Genomic DNA, 16408 nt, shown 5'->3' with positions numbered 1-16408 from the left:
CATGGCAGAGTTCCAACCGTTACCCGCCGAGCCTTGCGGCGCGGAGTATCTGCGAGCGGTACTTCGCTCGCCGGTTTACGAAGTGGCGCAGGTAACGCCGTTGCAAAAGATGGAGAAAATCTCTTCCCGTCTGGGCAATACGATCCTGGTCAAACGTGAAGATCGGCAGCCGGTGCACAGCTTTAAGCTGCGCGGGGCTTACGCAATGATCGCCACGCTGAATGAGGAACAGAAAGCGCGCGGCGTCATCACTGCTTCGGCCGGCAATCATGCTCAGGGCGTGGCGATGTCGGCGACACGGCTGGGGATCACATCCCTGATCGTGATGCCAGTAGCAACGGCCGATATTAAAGTGGATGCCGTGCGGGCGTTTGGCGGTGAGGCCTACCTGTTTGGCGCTAACTTTGACGAAGCAAAAGCGAAGGCTATTGAACTGGCAGAGCAAAAAGGCTACACCTTTGTTCCGCCGTTCGATCACCCGATGGTGATTGCCGGACAGGGTACGCTGGCAATGGAACTGTTACAGCAGGATGCGCATATCGATCGCGTATTTGTGCCGGTTGGCGGCGGCGGCCTGGCGGCTGGCGTTGCAGTGCTGATCAAGCAGCTGATGCCACAGATCAAAGTGATCGCCGTGGAGGCGGAAGACTCTGCCTGTCTGAAAGCCGCGTTAGAAGCGGGTCATCCGGTCGATCTGCCTCGCGTTGGTTTATTTGCCGAAGGCGTGGCGGTAAAACGAATCGGTAGCGAGACCTTCCGGCTGTGTCAGGAATATCTGGATGACATTATCACCGTCGACAGTGACGCGATCTGCGCGGCGATGAAAGATCTCTTCGAAGACGTGCGTGCGGTCGCTGAACCTTCCGGCGCACTGGCGCTGGCTGGGATGAAAAAATATATCCAGCAGCATCAGATCAAAGGCGAACGTCTGGCGCATGTACTATCTGGTGCCAACGTCAATTTCCACGGCTTGCGTTATGTTTCCGAGCGCTGTGAGCTGGGTGAACAGCGAGAAGCGTTGCTGGCCGTGACCATTCCCGAGCAGAAGGGCAGTTTTTTGAAGTTTTGCCAGCTGCTGGGCGGACGTTCCGTTACCGAGTTCAATTACCGCTATGCCAAGTCTGACGATGCCTGCATTTTTGTCGGCGTACGTCTGACGAGGGGTCTGGAAGAGCGCAGTGAGATTCTGCAATTGTTGGATCAGGGCGGCTATAAAGTGGTCGACTTATCCGATGATGAAATGGCGAAGCTGCACGTTCGCTACATGGTGGGTGGCAGGCCGTCAAAACCGCTGCGTGAGCGGCTGTTCAGCTTTGAATTCCCTGAAGCGCCTGGCGCGCTGCTACGCTTCCTGCAAACGTTGGGTACGCACTGGAATATTTCGCTGTTCCACTACCGCAGCCACGGCACCGATTACGGTCGTGTGTTAGCCGGATTTGAACTGACGGAAAACGAGCCGCAGTTCGAGGAGCACCTTGCCGCGCTGGGTTATGATTTCCATGATGAAACCAACAACCCGGCATTCAGTTTCTTCCTCGCGGGTTAGCGGCAAACCGGATTACAACAGGCTCCAGAACGCACTGATAAGCGGCTCGTTCAGCCGCTTACGCTGCACGCAGACGCCCAGCTCTAACGGCGCGACGATTTCAATATTTTCCAGTTCGAGAATGCGATTACGTATCGGTTCCGGGCTGTTCTCCAACACCACGTCGGGCAGCAAAGCAATACCGCAGCCCAGCGCGACCATCGATACAATCGCTTCATGACCGGCAACGGTGGCATAAATCAGCGGGTTTGGAATACGACGACGACGGAACCACAGATCGATACGCTGTCTCGTCGGCCCTTGATCCGGAAGGATAAAAGGGATTTGCGACCAGTCCGGTTCTGGCTGGGTGGCCTGGCTTCGCACTGGACAGGGCAACGCTGGGGCAATCAGTACCAGCGGGATCTCGCACAGCGGCATAAAATCAATACTGGCTGGCAGCGTTTCAGGCCGCCCGGCAATCGCGATATCTGCTTCAGCGCTCTGCACTTTTTCCACCGCATCAGCGGGATCGCCGGTAGTCAGTTTAATTTCAACCAGCGGGTGCTCGGCGCGGAAGCGATCGAGAATGGACGGCAGATGACTGTAGGCGGCCGTTACCGAACAGAACAGCCGTAGTTCGCCGCTAAGCGAAGGGCCACTCTGGCCGATAGCATGGCGAAGCTGCTGATATTGCAGAAGAGTCTGCTGGGCAAACTGCCGGAGCCGATCGCCCGCGTCGGTCAGCGTGACGGTGCGATTATCACGCAGGAACAGCGTCTGGCCGAGATCTTCTTCCAGCCGCTGGATTTGACGGGAAAGGGTCGACGGGCTGACGTGCATCGCCCGGGCACTGCGGCCAAAATGGCGGCTTTCCGCCAGATGCAAAAACAGTTTCAGATCGCGTAAATCCATGCGCTTAAGGCCTCATTTTAGCGTTGCAGTTATTGCAATATCACGTTGTTAATATATCAATTTAAGCAATACATTTCCTGTCATATGATGGGGATAAATCAGGGTGAGCCTCAGGCCTCGCCAACAAATAAAAGACAAACACAACCCTATACGGAGTCTCCATGGCTAACTATTTCAATACTTTGAACCTGCGCAACCAGTTAGCGCAATTAGGTAAATGTCGCTTCATGTCGCGTGATGAATTTGCTGATGAAGCAAGCTACCTGAAAGGCAAAAAAGTCGTCATCGTTGGTTGTGGTGCTCAGGGCCTGAATCAGGGTCTTAACATGCGCGATTCCGGTCTGGACATCGCTTATGCGCTGCGTGCCGAAGCGATTGCGGAGAAACGTGCGTCATGGCGTAAAGCCACCGAAAACGGTTTTAAAGTCGGCACCTATGAAGAACTGATCCCGCAAGCGGATCTGGTGGTAAACCTGACGCCAGACAAGCAGCATACTTCTGTGGTGCAGGCCGTTCAGCCGCTGATGAAAGATGGCGCGGCGCTGGGTTACTCACATGGCTTCAATATTGTTGAAGTCGGCGAGCAGGTTCGTAAGGACATCACCGTAGTGATGGTTGCGCCAAAATGTCCTGGCACTGAAGTTCGTGAAGAATACAAACGCGGTTTCGGCGTGCCGACGCTGATTGCGGTTCACCCGGAAAACGATCCGAAAGGCGAAGGTATGGCGATTGCCAAAGCCTGGGCAGCCGCGACGGGCGGCCACCGTGCAGGCGTGCTGGAATCTTCCTTTGTCGCCGAAGTGAAATCTGACCTGATGGGCGAGCAGACCATCCTGTGCGGCATGTTGCAGGCGGGTTCTCTGCTGTGCTTCGACAAGCTGGTGGCCGAAGGCACCGATCCGGCTTACGCAGAAAAACTGATCCAGTTCGGCTGGGAAACCGTGACCGAAGCGCTGAAGCAGGGCGGCATCACGCTGATGATGGATCGTTTGTCTAATCCCGCTAAGGTGCGTGCGTTTGAACTGTCCGAACAGCTGAAAACCATTATGGCACCGCTGTTCCAGAAGCATATGGACGACATCATCTCTGGCGAATTCTCTTCCGGCATGATGGCTGACTGGGCGAACGATGATAAGAAACTGCTGGGCTGGCGTGAAGAAACCGGTAAAACCGCGTTTGAAACGGCACCGCAGTTCGAAGGCAAAATTGCCGAGCAGGATTACTTTGATGAAGGCGTAGTGATGATCGCGATGGTCAAAGCGGGCGTGGAGCTGGCGTTCGAAACCATGGTCGATGCAGGCATTATCGAAGAGTCTGCTTACTACGAGTCGCTGCACGAACTGCCGCTGATCGCCAACACCATTGCCCGTAAGCGTCTGTATGAAATGAACGTGGTCATCTCTGATACCGCTGAATACGGCAACTATCTGTTCTCTTACGCGGCGGTTCCGCTGCTGAAAGAGTTTATGACGACGTTGCAGGCAGGTGACTTAGGTAAAACAGCGTCGGCTTCCACGACCATTGATAATGCGCAGCTGCGTGACGTGAATGAAGCCATTCGCCATCATCCTATCGAATCCGTGGGCCGCAAACTGCGTGGCTACATGACCGATATGAAACGCATTGCCGTAGCCGGTTAATGACCAGGGCGGATGATGCCGTCCAGCCTCAATAAAAAAGAGCGGTGACCCGCTCTTTAACAGGCCCTCAGGCGCATGGCCCGGAGGGCTTTTTTTTACCGGTAAAACGGTAAATCAGTTGCGGTACAACACTTTAATGATGTGGTAACCGAACTGAGTATGCAGGGGTCCGTAAGGGGTGATAAGCGGGCAGGAAAACACCACTTTATCAAACGCTGGCACCATTGCGCCCTGTTTGAATTCACCTAAATGGCCGCCTTTTTTCCCTGATGGACAAATGGAATGCTTTTTGGCCAGTTTTTCAAAATCAGCGCCCTGTTCCAGCTGAGCCAGAATGTCCTGCGCCTGTTTTTCTTCCTTTACAAGGATATGGAGTGCTGCTGCGGTTTTTGCCATGATCGTACCTTGAGTCGTATGGATGCTGCTGGCTATACTACCACGCTGTGATTTCTTTCCCTCTGTCATTTCATCGAGCGACTTCCTTATGCGTCTTAATCCTGGGCAGCAACACGCTGTCGAATTCGTTACCGGGCCTTGTCTGGTACTGGCCGGTGCAGGCTCGGGCAAAACGCGGGTCATTACCAATAAAATTGCCCATCTTATCCGCGAATGCGGCTACCAGGCCCGCCACATCGCTGCCGTGACCTTTACTAATAAAGCCTCGCGCGAAATGAAAGAGCGCGTGGCGCAAACGCTGGGACGCAAAGAAGCGCGAGGCTTGATGATTTCCACTTTCCATACGCTGGGTCTGGAAATTATTAAACGTGAATACGCTGCGCTGGGAATGAAGTCGAACTTCTCGCTGTTTGACGATCAGGATCAGATGGCACTGCTGAAAGAGCTGACCGAGCAGTGGCTGGAGAATGACAAAAATCTGCTTCAGCAGCTGGTCTCGACGATCTCAAACTGGAAAAACGATCTGATGGATCCTTCCCGGGCAGCGGCTTCAGTGAGCTCGGAACGCGATAAGATTTTTGCACACTGCTACGGGCTGTATGACCAGCACCTGAAATCCTGCAACGTGCTGGATTTCGATGACCTGATCCTGCTGCCGACGCTGCTTTTCCAGCGCAACCTTGAAGTCCGTGAACGCTGGCAGCAGCGTATCCGCTATCTGTTGGTGGACGAGTATCAGGACACCAACACCAGCCAGTATGAGCTGGTAAAGTTGCTGGTGGGTGCACGCGCACGTTTCACGGTGGTGGGTGACGATGATCAGTCAATCTACTCCTGGCGTGGCGCGCGGCCGCAAAACCTTGTGCTGCTAAAAGAAGATTTTCCGGCCTTACAGGTTATCAAACTGGAACAAAACTACCGCTCATCGGAACGTATTCTGAAAGCCGCCAATATCCTGATTGCCAATAACCCACACGTTTTTGAAAAGCGTCTTTTTTCCGAACTGGGTTATGGCGCAGAGCTGAAGGTGGTGATGGCCAACCATGAAGATCATGAGGCCGAGCGCGTGACCGGTGAACTGATCGCCCACCATTTTATCAATAAAACGCAATACAAGGACTACGCAATCCTGTATCGCGGCAACCATCAGTCACGCGTGTTTGAAAAAATGCTGATGCAGAACCGCATTCCCTATCGTATTTCCGGCGGCACCTCGTTCTTCTCGCGGCCAGAAATCAAAGATTTGCTCGCTTATTTACGCATTCTGACCAACCCCAACGATGACAGCGCTTTTATGCGCATTGTTAACACACCGAAGCGAGAGATTGGCCCGGCAACATTGCAAAAGCTGGGTGAGTGGGCGAATCAGCGTAATAAAAGCCTGTTTACCGCCAGCTTCGATATGGGCCTGGGTCAGACGTTAACGGGGCGAGGGCTGGAATCCTTACAGCGTTTCACTTTCTGGTTACAGGAAGTTGCGGTGCTGGCCGAACGCGAACCTGTTGCGGCGGTACGTGATTTGATTCGTGGAATCGATTATGAAAGCTGGCTGTTTGAAACATCCGCCAGTCCGAAAGCGGCCGAAATGCGCATGAAAAACGTCAATATGCTGTTCCAGTGGATGACGGAAATGCTGGAAGGCAGTGATATTGATGAGCCAATGACGCTGACTCAGGTCGTCACGCGCTTTACGCTGCGCGACATGATGGAACGCGGTGAAAGCGATGAGGAAACGGATCAGGTCCAGCTGATGACGCTGCACGCTTCAAAAGGACTCGAGTTCCCCTACGTCTATCTGGTTGGCATGGAAGAAGGACTACTGCCGCATCAAAGCAGCATTGATGAAAACAATGTTGAAGAAGAGCGGCGACTGGCCTACGTGGGGATTACCCGTGCGCAGAGAGAGCTGACGTTTACGCTTTGCCGTGAGCGCCGCCAGTATGGTGAATTGATCCGTCCCGAACCCAGCCGCTTTTTACTGGAGCTGCCACAGGACGATCTGAACTGGGAAACCGAACGCAAAGTTGTCAGTGCTGAACAGCGTATGCAAACGGGGCAAAGTCGGGTTGCCAGTTTGCGGGCGATGCTGGATAAATCCAAAGGCTGAGGGACATTGCAGAAAAAATGGCGTCCTTGCGGGCGCCATTTTTTATAAGGGACAGAGCGAACGGCTTAGCTAATTACCAGCGACCAGTGTACGTAGCTCTGCCAGTGACATTCCTGCTCAAGCAGCTCGGCCCGAAGCGGATGCGTGTCCATCCAGCCGGGTGGCAAGGTAAGACTCAAATTATCGTCTTCAGCATGCAGCCGGACAGCAGGCAAGGTATCATCGCGACGGCGGCTGGCAAAAATGATCGCCAGGCGCAGCAGTCGACACAGTCTTTCCGCCATGCGCGGCGGTACGGCATTTTGCTGGCTGAGCAGCGCCAGATCGATGCTGTTAACCTGATTCTGTAGCAGGGTTGCCAGCAGTTTTTTCTGTGCGGGAGTAAAGCCAGGAAGATCGAGATTGCGGACAAGATAGGCGGCGTGTTGTGGAGCCTGTTTGAAATCTACGCTGAGGCCGATTTCGTGGATCATACAGGCGCTGTCAAGAAGTTCCCGACATCGGTCGTCCAGCTTCCAGCTGTGACTAACCTGACGCACAAAGCTCTCTGCCAATAAGCGCACCCGCTCAGCCTGATCGATATCAATCGTGAAACGGCGCTGGATGTTGTGCAGCGTGCGACCACGGATATCCCGATCGACCGGCAGTTGCAGCATGCCATAGACCAGGCCTTCACGCAGCGCTCCGCCAGCAAGCGTCATGCTGCTGATATTCAGTTCAGTAAAGATAGCGATCAGAATCGACAGCCCGCTGGGGAAAACCAGCGCACGTTCCAGGGTTAACCCTTCGATTTCCAGCTCTTCCAGCTTGCCGCACTGAATAGCGCGCTGTTTCAATTGCTGCAGCTTGCTCAGGGTGATGCGTTCATCCATTCCCTGCGCCACCATAATTTCCTGCAACGCCTGCACGGTGCCGGAAGCACCTACGCAAATTTGCCAGCCCTGTTCGCGCAATTGTTTTGCAACCGGACGAATAATATTGCTGGCGGCCTGTTCAGCCTGCTCGAAATTGGTCTTGCCTAAATGTCGTTCGCCAAAAAAACGCTCCAGCCAGGTCACGCAGCCCATTGAAAGACTGAATAACGCGGTGGTTTCAGAACCGCTGCCGGTAACCAGTTCCGTACTGCCGCCGCCGATATCCACCACAAGACGTTTATCCGAACCGCCAGTCGTATGCGCCACGCCCTGGTAAATCAGGCGCGCTTCTTCCTCACCACTGATAACATTGATAGCACAGCCGAGGATCTGCTGCGCTTTTTCAAGAAAAGCGCCGGCGTTTGCAGCGATCCGCAATGTGGCCGTAGCGACAACGCGGATTTGCTCAGGCGGAATATCCTGTAACTGTTCGGAGAACAGACGCAGGCATTGCCAGCCACGCTCCATGGCATCCACCGAAAGATGGCTGTCATGGTCGAGGCCAGCAGCCAGACGCACTTTACGCTTGATGCGCGCAACGGTCTGGATATTGCCAGCTACCTCGCGCACCACCAACATATGAAAACTGTTAGATCCCAGATCTATCGCGGCATAGAGCGATGATGCGCTTAGCATAGGCCGTTTAACCTGAACGTTTGCGGTTATTGTTGCGCGGTGCGCCGCTGCGGCGATTGTTGGTGCCGCCACGACGCGGACCGTTGCCGGCGCGATTACGCGTTAAGCGCTTCGGCGGCGGCAGATCGGTCATTAGCGCGTCACTGTTGTAACGGCTTACGGTGATGCTGTGGCCGATATACTCTTCGATCGCCGGCAGGTTCAGCGCATATTCTTCACAGGCCAGGCTGATTGAGTGACCGTTAGCGCCAGCACGTCCGGTACGACCAATACGGTGGACGTAATCTTCACGATCGTCAGGCAGATCGTAGTTGAAGACGTGGGTTACTGCTGGAATGTGCAAACCACGAGCGGCGACATCGGTCGCAACCAGGATATCCACATCGCCTTTAGTAAAGTCATCAAGGATACGCAGACGCTTCTTCTGCGCCACGTCGCCGGTCAGCAGACCCACGCGGTGTCCGTCAGCGGCCAGGTGGCCCCAGATATCTTCACAGCGGTGCTTGGTATTGGCGAAGATGATGGCGCGATCGGGCCACTCTTCTTCCAGCAGCGTTTGCAGAAGACGCATTTTTTCTTCATTAGAAGGATAAAAAAGCTCTTCCTTAATACGGTGGCCGGTTTTTTGCTCTGGCTCAACTTCCACATACTCAGCGTTGTTCATGTTTTCAAAGGCTAGTTCACGAACGCGGAAGGAGAGGGTGGCGGAAAACAGCATGTTCAGACGCTGGTTTGCCGCAGGCATGCGGCGGAACAGCCAGCGAATATCTTTGATAAAGCCGAGGTCGAACATCCGGTCGGCTTCGTCGAGCACGACAACCTGGATTGCGCCTAAATTGACGTGATTCTGTTTAGCATAATCAATCAGCCTGCCGGTGGTGCCGATCAGAATATCGACGCCGCTCTCCAGCACCTTAAGCTGTTTGTCGTAGCCGTCACCCCCGTAAGCCAGCCCGAGCTTAAGGCCGGTCACCGCTGCCAGTGGTTCTGCATCTGCATGAATTTGCACGGCTAATTCGCGAGTAGGTGCCAGAATCAGCGCACGTGGCTGATTAACCTGACGGCCTTCCGGCGCAGGGTGAGAAAGAAGATGATGGAACGTTGACGTTAAGAACGCCATCGTTTTCCCGGTACCGGTTTGCGCCTGTCCCGCAACATCACGCCCTGTCAGCGTGAAAGGCAATGCCAGCGCCTGAATAGGCGTGCAGTTATGAAAGCCTTTTGTTTCAAGGGCTTCGATAACCTGAGGGTGCAGGGCGAAGTCGGAAAACTTCTGTTCGGTTAAGTGTGTTTTGCTCATAGTGTGGTAGAATATCAGCTTACTATTGCTTTACGAAAGCGTATCCGGTGAAATAAAGTCAACCTAAGTTGGCAGATTTTACGCCAACCAGCCAGGCATAATCTTTTGGAGTAAGACATGAGCAGCGATAAAATTGTTCACCTGACCGATGACAGCTTCGAAACCGACGTACTGAAAGCAGAAGGTTTGACGCTGGTCGACTTCTGGGCAGAGTGGTGTGGTCCATGCAAAATGATCGCCCCGATCCTCGATGAGGTCGCCGAAGAATACGACGGCAAGCTGACAATCGCAAAACTGAATATCGACGATAACCCAGGCACTGCGCCGAAATACGGTATCCGTGGTATTCCTACTTTGCTGCTGTTCAAAGACGGCGAAGTGGCAGCAACGAAAGTGGGCGCCCTGTCCAAAGGCCAGCTGAAAGAGTTCCTGAACGCGAACCTGGGCTGACAGCCCGTCTGGCGGTGGGCGAATTTTTAGCCCGCCGCTAGACGTCCGCCATTAAGCATGCTAACTTACTTTTACTGCACTACGCACTTACCTGTAGTTTGAATCTAAGATTTACTCCTTGTTGAACACTGTATCATTCTCAGTTTTACAGACATTCAGCAATCTGACGGTTAGTATCACCAGAATTTCCGGCGCTTGTCCTTACCGTCCCCCCGTTTCAGATTTGCGTTTTCCTGCACGTGATCACCGAGCGGACACTGACAAGAGAGCCATTAACAGGCATGGATTTTTCGCCATACCATTGACGACAAACATTTCGAGATTTACCCCGAGTTTAAGAACCCACCACTATGAATCTTACCGAATTAAAAAATACGCCGGTTTCTGACCTGATTAGTCTCGGCGAAAATATGGGGCTGGAAAACCTGGCGCGCATGCGCAAACAGGACATCATTTTCGCCATCCTCAAGCAACATGCGAAAAGCGGCGAAGATATCTTCGGCGATGGCGTGCTGGAGATATTGCAGGACGGATTTGGTTTCCTCCGTTCTGGAGACAGCTCCTACCTCGCCGGTCCCGATGATATCTACGTTTCTCCCAGCCAAATCCGCCGTTTTAACCTCCGCACTGGTGACACCATTTCCGGCAAGATCCGTCCGCCGAAAGAAGGTGAGCGTTATTTCGCCCTGCTGAAAGTTAACGAAGTTAACTATGACAAGCCGGAAAACGCCCGTAGCAAAATCCTGTTCGAAAACTTAACCCCGCTGCACGCAAACTCTCGTCTGCGTATGGAACGTGGTAACGGTTCTACCGAAGACTTGACCGCGCGCGTTTTGGACCTGGCTTCCCCAATTGGTCGTGGCCAGCGTGGACTGATCGTGGCGCCGCCAAAAGCCGGTAAAACCATGCTGCTGCAAAACATTGCGCAGAGCATCGCTTACAACCATCCTGACTGCGTCCTGATGGTTCTGCTGATCGACGAACGTCCGGAAGAAGTGACCGAGATGCAGCGTCTGGTGAAAGGCGAAGTTATCGCTTCTACCTTCGATGAGCCTGCTTCCCGCCACGTGCAGGTTGCTGAAATGGTGATCGAGAAAGCCAAGCGCCTGGTTGAGCATAAAAAAGACGTTATCATCCTGCTGGACTCCATTACCCGTCTGGCGCGTGCTTATAACACCGTCGTTCCGGCTTCCGGTAAAGTGTTGACCGGTGGTGTGGATGCCAACGCCCTGCATCGTCCAAAGCGTTTCTTTGGTGCTGCACGTAACGTGGAAGAGGGCGGAAGCCTGACCATCATCGCGACCGCGCTGGTTGATACCGGTTCGAAGATGGACGAAGTGATCTACGAAGAATTTAAAGGTACAGGTAACATGGAACTGCATCTGGCGCGTAAAATCGCCGAGAAGCGTGTGTTCCCGGCTATCGACTACAACCGTTCTGGTACGCGTAAAGAAGAGCTGCTTACCAGCTCTGAAGAGCTACAGAAGATGTGGATCCTGCGTAAAATTATCCATCCAATGGGTGAAATCGACGCCATGGAATTCCTCATCAATAAGCTGGCAATGACCAAAACGAACGATGAGTTCTTCGATATGATGAAACGATCGTAAGTCGTTTCTTCTGCTGAGAAGAGAAAGGGTTGAGCGTATCAACCTTTTCTTTTGGCTTCTTTTGAACAAAAAAGGGACCAGAGGCAGGAAAAGTAAGAAAACTCGGGGAACGCCACGCTCAGACGTGGCGTTTTTTATTTATGGGTTATACGATGAGGTCACTGGAGAATTAAATAAAGGTGTAATTCAGGCTAAAATTCAGTAACAACGCTCAATTTTTGCGCTGAAGCACAATGGACATCAGAATCGACGGTACTTAATGGCATAGAAATTGCTAGTAATCCGTGATTCTTAGCAGAGAGCTGGTTAATGTGAATTTACTCAATATGAGTACTGAGCTTGCTTTAATATTTGTGTTTTCACTGGGTTTTCTTTTTTTCGCCCGTAAAGCAGCCAAACGAGTAGGTTTAGTGGATAAACCTAACTACCGTAAGCGTCATCAGGGCGTTATCCCCCTGGTGGGCGGTATCTCCGTTTTTGCTGGCATCTGCTTTGGCTTTACCTATACCGATTACTATATTCCTCACAGTCTGCTCTACCTGAGCTGCGCCGGCTTACTGGTGCTGGTGGGTGCGCTGGACGACCGTTTTGATATCAGCGTCAAAATTCGCGCCTGCGTTCAGGCCGGCATTGCTGTCGTTATGATGACGATGGGCAAACTCTATCTGCTCAGCCTTGGTTACATTTTTGGGCCATGGGAGCTGATTGTTGGGCCGTTTGGTTATGTGCTGACGCTGTTTGCCGTCTGGGCTGCAATTAACGCATTTAACATGGTAGACGGTATTGATGGCCTGTTGGGCGGTCTCTCCTGCGTTACCTTTATGGCAATGGGCATTATCCTGCTGATTGACGGGCAGCAAAGTCTGGCGATGTGGTGTTTTGCGATGATCGCCGCTATCGTGCCGTATATTTTGCTGAACCTTGGCGTATTTGGCCGTCGCTATAAAGTCTTTATGGGTGATGCTGGTAGTACGCTGATAGGTTTTACCATTATCTGGATCCTGCTTGAAGCCACGCAGGGGCCCTCTCATCCCATCACGCCTGTGACCGCGCTTTGGCTGATCGCGATTCCGCTGATGGACATGGTCGCCATCATGTATCGCCGTCTCAGTAAAGGAATGAGCCCTTTTTCTGCCGACCGACAGCATATCCATCATCTGATTATGCGGGCTGGCTTCACCTCCCGGCAGGCCTGTTTTCTGATTACGCTGGCCGCCGCACTGCTGGCTGGCGTGGGCGTACTGGGCGAATCATTAAGCTTTGTCCCGGACTGGATGATGCTGGTGTTGTTTCTGCTGGCCTTTATGCTTTACGGCTACTGCATTAAACGCGCGTGGCGCGTGGCGCGGTTGTTAAAACGATTAAAAAGAAGGCTGCGTAAAGCACAGTAACGTGACGTTTTCTCTGATTTTACCCTGATGACAAGGAATATGACGTATGACGCATCCTGACGTTGCAGATAACGAACTGGATATTCGCGGACTTTGCTGCACTTTATGGCGGGGTAAAGGCTGGATTGTGGGTAGCGCGCTGCTTTTTGCCGTGCTGGCATGGCTCGGTTCGCTGCTGATAACGCCAAAATGGAGTACGACAGCGGTAACTGACCGCCCGGCAGTGAATATGCTGGGAAGTTACTATTCTCAACAGCAGTTCCTGGACAACCTGGACGTACGCGCCAGTAATGTCGCGGTGACGCCGCCATCCGTCGCGGACGAGGCGTATCAGGAATTTATTATGCAGCTTGCTTCCTACGATACCCGCCGTGAATTCTGGCTACGGACGGGGTATTACAAAACGCGTCAGACTGGCAGTGCCCGTGATGACGCCGCGTTGCTGGATGAGCTGATTAACAATATTCAATTTCAACCTGCCGAGGCGGCAAAAAATCTTAACGACAGCGTAAAACTGATTGCTGAAACCGCGCCGGAAGCGAACACGCTGCTGCGTCAGTATGTTGCGTTTGCCAACCAGCGTGCAGCTTCCCATCTGAACGCAGAGTTAAGCGGTGCATGGATGGCCCGTACCGTGCAGCTTAAAGCACAGGTGAAACGTCAGGAGGCGGTTGCCAGCGCGATTTACGGCCGCCAGGTTCACAGCGTGCAGCAGGCGCTGAAGATTGCTCAGCAGCAGGGGTTTGAGCAGGCGAAAACCAGCACGCCTTCTGAACAGCTGCCAGATTCAGAACTGTTCTTACTTGGCCGTGCTTTACTCCAGGCGCGTTTGGAAAACTTGCAGGCTTCCGGGCCGAATTTTGATCTGGACTATGATCAAAATAAAGCAATGCTCAACACCCTTAACGTTGGGCCGCAGCTGAGCAAAACGTTTCAGACATGGCGCTATTTGCGCACGCCAGAAGAACCCGTTAAGCGCGACAGTCCTCGTCGCCTGTTTTTAATGATCATGTGGGGCGCTGTGGGGGCATTAGCTGGCGCAGGGATTGCACTGGTACGCCGACCGCGTCAGTAAGCGCACAGGCCGTAACCAAACAGACGAAGGAAAGAAAGTAACAGTGAAAGTACTAACTGTTTTTGGCACGCGCCCGGAAGCAATAAAGATGGCGCCGCTGGTTCATGCACTCGCTCAGGATAGCGAGATAGAAGCGCGCCTGTGCGTTACCGCGCAGCATCGCGAGATGCTGGATCAGGTACTGCAACTGTTCGCTATTGTTCCGGATTACGATCTCAATATCATGCGCCCAGGCCAGGGACTGACCGAAATCACCAGCCGTATCCTTGAAGGGCTGAAAGCCGTTTTTGCGGAGTTCACCCCGGATGTCGTGCTGGTCCATGGTGATACGACAACCACTTTCGCCGCCAGTCTTGCGGCCTTTTATCACCGTATTCCTGTAGGGCATGTGGAGGCGGGTCTGCGCACCGGCGATCTCTATTCCCCATGGCCGGAAGAAGCTAACCGCACGTTAACGGGACATCTGGCTTCGTGGCACTTCACTCCGACGGAGACGGCGCGGCAAAACCTGCTGCGTGAGAATTTGCGTGATGTTCGCATGTTCGTCACCGGCAATACTGTTATCGATGCGCTGTTTTGGGTACGAGATCGCGTGTTGAGTGATGATGCGTTACGCAACGGTCTTGCGTCGCGTTACCCGTTCCTCGATCCGCAGAAAAAACTGATCCTGGTGACGGGGCATCGGCGGGAAAGTTTTGGTGACGGGTTTGAACGCATTTGCAGCGCGCTGGCGGAAATTGCCCGTACGCATCCTGAAGCGCAGATTGTTTACCCGGTTCATCTCAATCCTAACGTCAGCGAGCCGGTAAACCGTATCCTCAGCGATATCGATAATGTCGTGCTGATTGAACCTCAGGAATATCTGCCGTTTGTCTGGCTGATGGATCGCTCCTGGCTAATCCTCACCGATTCTGGCGGCATTCAGGAAGAAGCGCCTTCACTGGGCAAACCGGTGCTGGTGATGCGTGAAACAACTGAGCGCCCGGAAGCGGTGGAAGCGGGAACGGTCAAACTCGTTGGCACAGACATCCAAAAAATCGTCAGTGAGGTGACTCGCCTGCTGACCGATGAAGACGCTTATCAATCCATGAGCCGTGCCCACAACCCCTATGGGGACGGCCTGGCCTGCGAACGCATTGTGCAGGCACTTAAAAATAATCGGGTTTCGCTATGATTTTCAATACCATTTCTGTTATCGGGCTGGGCTATATTGGCCTGCCTACCGCTGCGGCTTTTGCCTCCCGGCAAAAATCTGTGATTGGCGTGGATATTAACCCGCAGGCGGTCGACACCATTAACCGCGGCGAAATCCACATTGTCGAGCCGGATCTTGATCTTGTGGTAAAGAAGGCGGTTGAGCAGGGTTATCTGCGTGCCACCACGCAGCCCGAACCGGCAGATGCCTTTCTGATTGCGGTGCCAACGCCGTTCAAAGATGACCACCAGCCCGATCTGTCATGGGTTAAAGCGGCGGCTGAATCTATTGCTCCCGTATTAAAGAAGGGCGACCTGGTTATTCTGGAGTCGACCTCGCCAGTTGGCGCAACGGAGCAAATGGCCGAATGGCTGGCCATAGCGCGTACCGATCTGACTTTCCCACAGCACGCCGGTGAGGAAGCCGATATTCACATCGCCTATTGCCCGGAACGCGTTTTGCCGGGGCAGGTGATGGTGGAGCTGATTAAAAACGATCGGGTGATCGGCGGCATGACGCCGCTTTGCTCGCGTATGGCCCGCGAGCTGTACAACATCTTCCTTGAAGGAGAGTGTGTAATCACTAACTCGCGTACTGCGGAGATGTGTAAGCTAACGGAAAACAGTTTCCGCGACGTTAACATTGCCTTTGCCAACGAGCTTTCGCTGATTTGTGCTGATCAGGGTATTAGCGTCTGGGAGCTTATCAGCCTGGCGAACCGTCATCCCCGCGTCAATATTTTGCAGCCGGGCCCGGGCGTGGGCGGTCACTGCATCGCCGTCGATCCCTGGTTTATCGTGGCGCAGAATCCGGTTCAGGCTCGCCTGATCCGCACCGCGCGTGAAGTTAACGATGGCAAACCACACTGGGTGCTGGAACAGGTGAAAAACAAACTCGCCGAATGCCTGGTCGCCAGTGATAAACGCGCCAGTGAGCTGAAAATTGCCTGTTTTGGGCTGGCCTTCAAGCCCAATATCGACGATTTGCGCGAAAGCCCGGCGATGGAAGTTGCTGGCATGATTGCCGACTGGCACCAGGGCGAAACGCTGCTGGTTGAACCGAATATTCATCAACTGCCAAAAGCACTGTCGGGTCGCGCTACGCTGGTCGAACTGGAGACCGCACTGGAGCAGGCTGATGTGCTGGTGATGCTGGTGGATCACCAGCAGTTTAAAACTGTCGATACTGCCCGTTTTAAATCGCGCTGGCTGGTGGATACTAAAGGTGTCTGGCGGTGAGTGCGGAAAAAGCGCC

13 protein-coding genes are annotated in these 16408 nt (G+C 53.4%); 9 read left to right on the top strand and 4 right to left on the bottom strand.

What is annotated here, in order from left to right:
- Position 1: 1 nt before the first annotated feature.
- Positions 2-1546, top strand: coding sequence for a threonine ammonia-lyase, biosynthetic (gene ilvA / locus EHV07_RS22380; protein WP_147200287.1), 1545 nt, complete (start codon positions 2-4; stop codon positions 1544-1546).
- A gap of 12 nt (positions 1547-1558) precedes the next feature.
- On the opposite strand, the gene ilvY is transcribed toward ilvA, so the two are convergent.
- Positions 1559-2440, bottom strand: coding sequence for an HTH-type transcriptional activator IlvY (gene ilvY, locus EHV07_RS22375; protein WP_147200286.1), 882 nt, complete (start codon positions 2438-2440; stop codon positions 1559-1561).
- Positions 2441-2601: 161 nt separating this feature from the next.
- On the opposite strand from ilvY, the gene ilvC reads away from it, so the two are divergent.
- Positions 2602-4080, top strand: a complete 1479-nt coding sequence (ilvC, locus tag EHV07_RS22370) for a ketol-acid reductoisomerase (RefSeq protein ID WP_147200285.1) — start codon at positions 2602-2604, stop codon at positions 4078-4080.
- Between the two features lie 114 nt (positions 4081-4194).
- Here ilvC and ppiC read toward each other — a convergent pair whose 3' ends face one another.
- Positions 4195-4476, bottom strand: coding sequence for a peptidylprolyl isomerase PpiC (gene ppiC, locus EHV07_RS22365; protein WP_034938966.1), 282 nt, complete (start codon positions 4474-4476; stop codon positions 4195-4197).
- Positions 4477-4564: 88 nt separating this feature from the next.
- Here ppiC and rep point away from each other — a divergent pair, with 88 nt between their 5' ends.
- The gene (rep, locus tag EHV07_RS22360) at positions 4565-6583 is read left to right on the top strand and encodes a DNA helicase Rep (RefSeq protein ID WP_147200284.1); all 2019 of its coding nucleotides are present in this window, start codon (positions 4565-4567) and stop codon (positions 6581-6583) included.
- A gap of 65 nt (positions 6584-6648) precedes the next feature.
- On the opposite strand, the gene gppA is transcribed toward rep, so the two are convergent.
- Both gppA and rhlB read right to left on the bottom strand, forming a co-directional pair.
- On the bottom strand, positions 6649-8133 hold the full coding sequence (gppA, locus tag EHV07_RS22355) for a guanosine-5'-triphosphate,3'-diphosphate diphosphatase (protein WP_147200283.1): 1485 nt from the start codon (positions 8131-8133) through the stop codon (positions 6649-6651).
- Positions 8134-8140: 7 nt separating this feature from the next.
- Positions 8141-9433, bottom strand: a complete 1293-nt coding sequence (rhlB, locus tag EHV07_RS22350; protein ID WP_147200282.1) for an ATP-dependent RNA helicase RhlB — start codon at positions 9431-9433, stop codon at positions 8141-8143.
- A gap of 117 nt (positions 9434-9550) precedes the next feature.
- On the opposite strand from rhlB, the gene trxA reads away from it, so the two are divergent.
- The 6 genes from trxA to wecC all read left to right on the top strand — a co-directional run bounded on the left by trxA (position 9551) and on the right by wecC (position 16392).
- Positions 9551-9883, top strand: coding sequence for a thioredoxin TrxA (gene trxA, locus EHV07_RS22345; protein WP_067709696.1), 333 nt, complete (start codon positions 9551-9553; stop codon positions 9881-9883).
- Between the two features lie 350 nt (positions 9884-10233).
- Positions 10234-11493 (top strand): transcription termination factor Rho, encoded by a 1260-nt coding sequence (gene rho / locus EHV07_RS22340; RefSeq protein WP_147200281.1) that lies wholly within the window; start codon positions 10234-10236, stop codon positions 11491-11493.
- A 311-nt stretch (positions 11494-11804) separates the two neighbouring features.
- Positions 11805-12884: a UDP-N-acetylglucosamine--undecaprenyl-phosphate N-acetylglucosaminephosphotransferase gene (gene wecA, locus EHV07_RS22335; RefSeq protein WP_147200280.1), complete on the top strand. Its 1080-nt coding sequence runs from the start codon at positions 11805-11807 to the stop codon at positions 12882-12884.
- 46 nt (positions 12885-12930) lie between these two features.
- Positions 12931-13959 carry an ECA polysaccharide chain length modulation protein gene (wzzE, locus tag EHV07_RS22330; RefSeq protein WP_147200279.1) on the top strand — a complete coding sequence of 343 codons (1029 nt, stop codon included), beginning with the start codon at positions 12931-12933 and terminating at the stop codon, positions 13957-13959.
- Positions 13960-14002: 43 nt separating this feature from the next.
- Entirely contained in the window at positions 14003-15133 is a 1131-nt protein-coding gene (gene wecB / locus EHV07_RS22325) for a non-hydrolyzing UDP-N-acetylglucosamine 2-epimerase (RefSeq protein ID WP_147200278.1), read from the top strand.
- A complete protein-coding gene (gene wecC / locus EHV07_RS22320) occupies positions 15130-16392 on the top strand; it encodes a UDP-N-acetyl-D-mannosamine dehydrogenase (RefSeq protein WP_147200277.1) in 1263 nt (420 codons plus the stop codon). The genes wecB and wecC overlap by 4 nt, the downstream gene beginning before the upstream one ends.
- Positions 16393-16408: the final 16 nt, after the last annotated feature.

This window comes from Pantoea sp. CCBC3-3-1, from assembly GCF_007981265.1.
Taxonomy (GTDB): Bacteria; Pseudomonadota; Gammaproteobacteria; order Enterobacterales; family Enterobacteriaceae; genus Erwinia.
This window is presented reverse-complemented; position numbering and strand designations above follow the sequence as displayed.

Bases quoted from the DNA above. Each gene is read 5' to 3' on its own strand.
- wzzE (WP_147200279.1), top strand. From the start codon at position 12,931: ATGACGCATCCTGACGTTGCAGATAACGAACTGGATATTCGCGGACTT.
- ppiC (WP_034938966.1), bottom strand. From the start codon at position 4,476: ATGGCAAAAACCGCAGCAGCACTCCATATCCTTGTAAAGGAAGAAAAA.
- ilvC (WP_147200285.1), top strand. From the start codon at position 2,602: ATGGCTAACTATTTCAATACTTTGAACCTGCGCAACCAGTTAGCGCAA.
- rhlB (WP_147200282.1), bottom strand. From the start codon at position 9,433: ATGAGCAAAACACACTTAACCGAACAGAAGTTTTCCGACTTCGCCCTG.
- trxA (WP_067709696.1), top strand. From the start codon at position 9,551: ATGAGCAGCGATAAAATTGTTCACCTGACCGATGACAGCTTCGAAACC.
- rho (WP_147200281.1), top strand. From the start codon at position 10,234: ATGAATCTTACCGAATTAAAAAATACGCCGGTTTCTGACCTGATTAGT.
- ilvY (WP_147200286.1), bottom strand. From the start codon at position 2,440: ATGGATTTACGCGATCTGAAACTGTTTTTGCATCTGGCGGAAAGCCGC.
- wecC (WP_147200277.1), top strand. From the start codon at position 15,130: ATGATTTTCAATACCATTTCTGTTATCGGGCTGGGCTATATTGGCCTG.
- rep (WP_147200284.1), top strand. From the start codon at position 4,565: ATGCGTCTTAATCCTGGGCAGCAACACGCTGTCGAATTCGTTACCGGG.
- gppA (WP_147200283.1), bottom strand. From the start codon at position 8,133: ATGCTAAGCGCATCATCGCTCTATGCCGCGATAGATCTGGGATCTAAC.
- ilvA (WP_147200287.1), top strand. From the start codon at position 2: ATGGCAGAGTTCCAACCGTTACCCGCCGAGCCTTGCGGCGCGGAGTAT.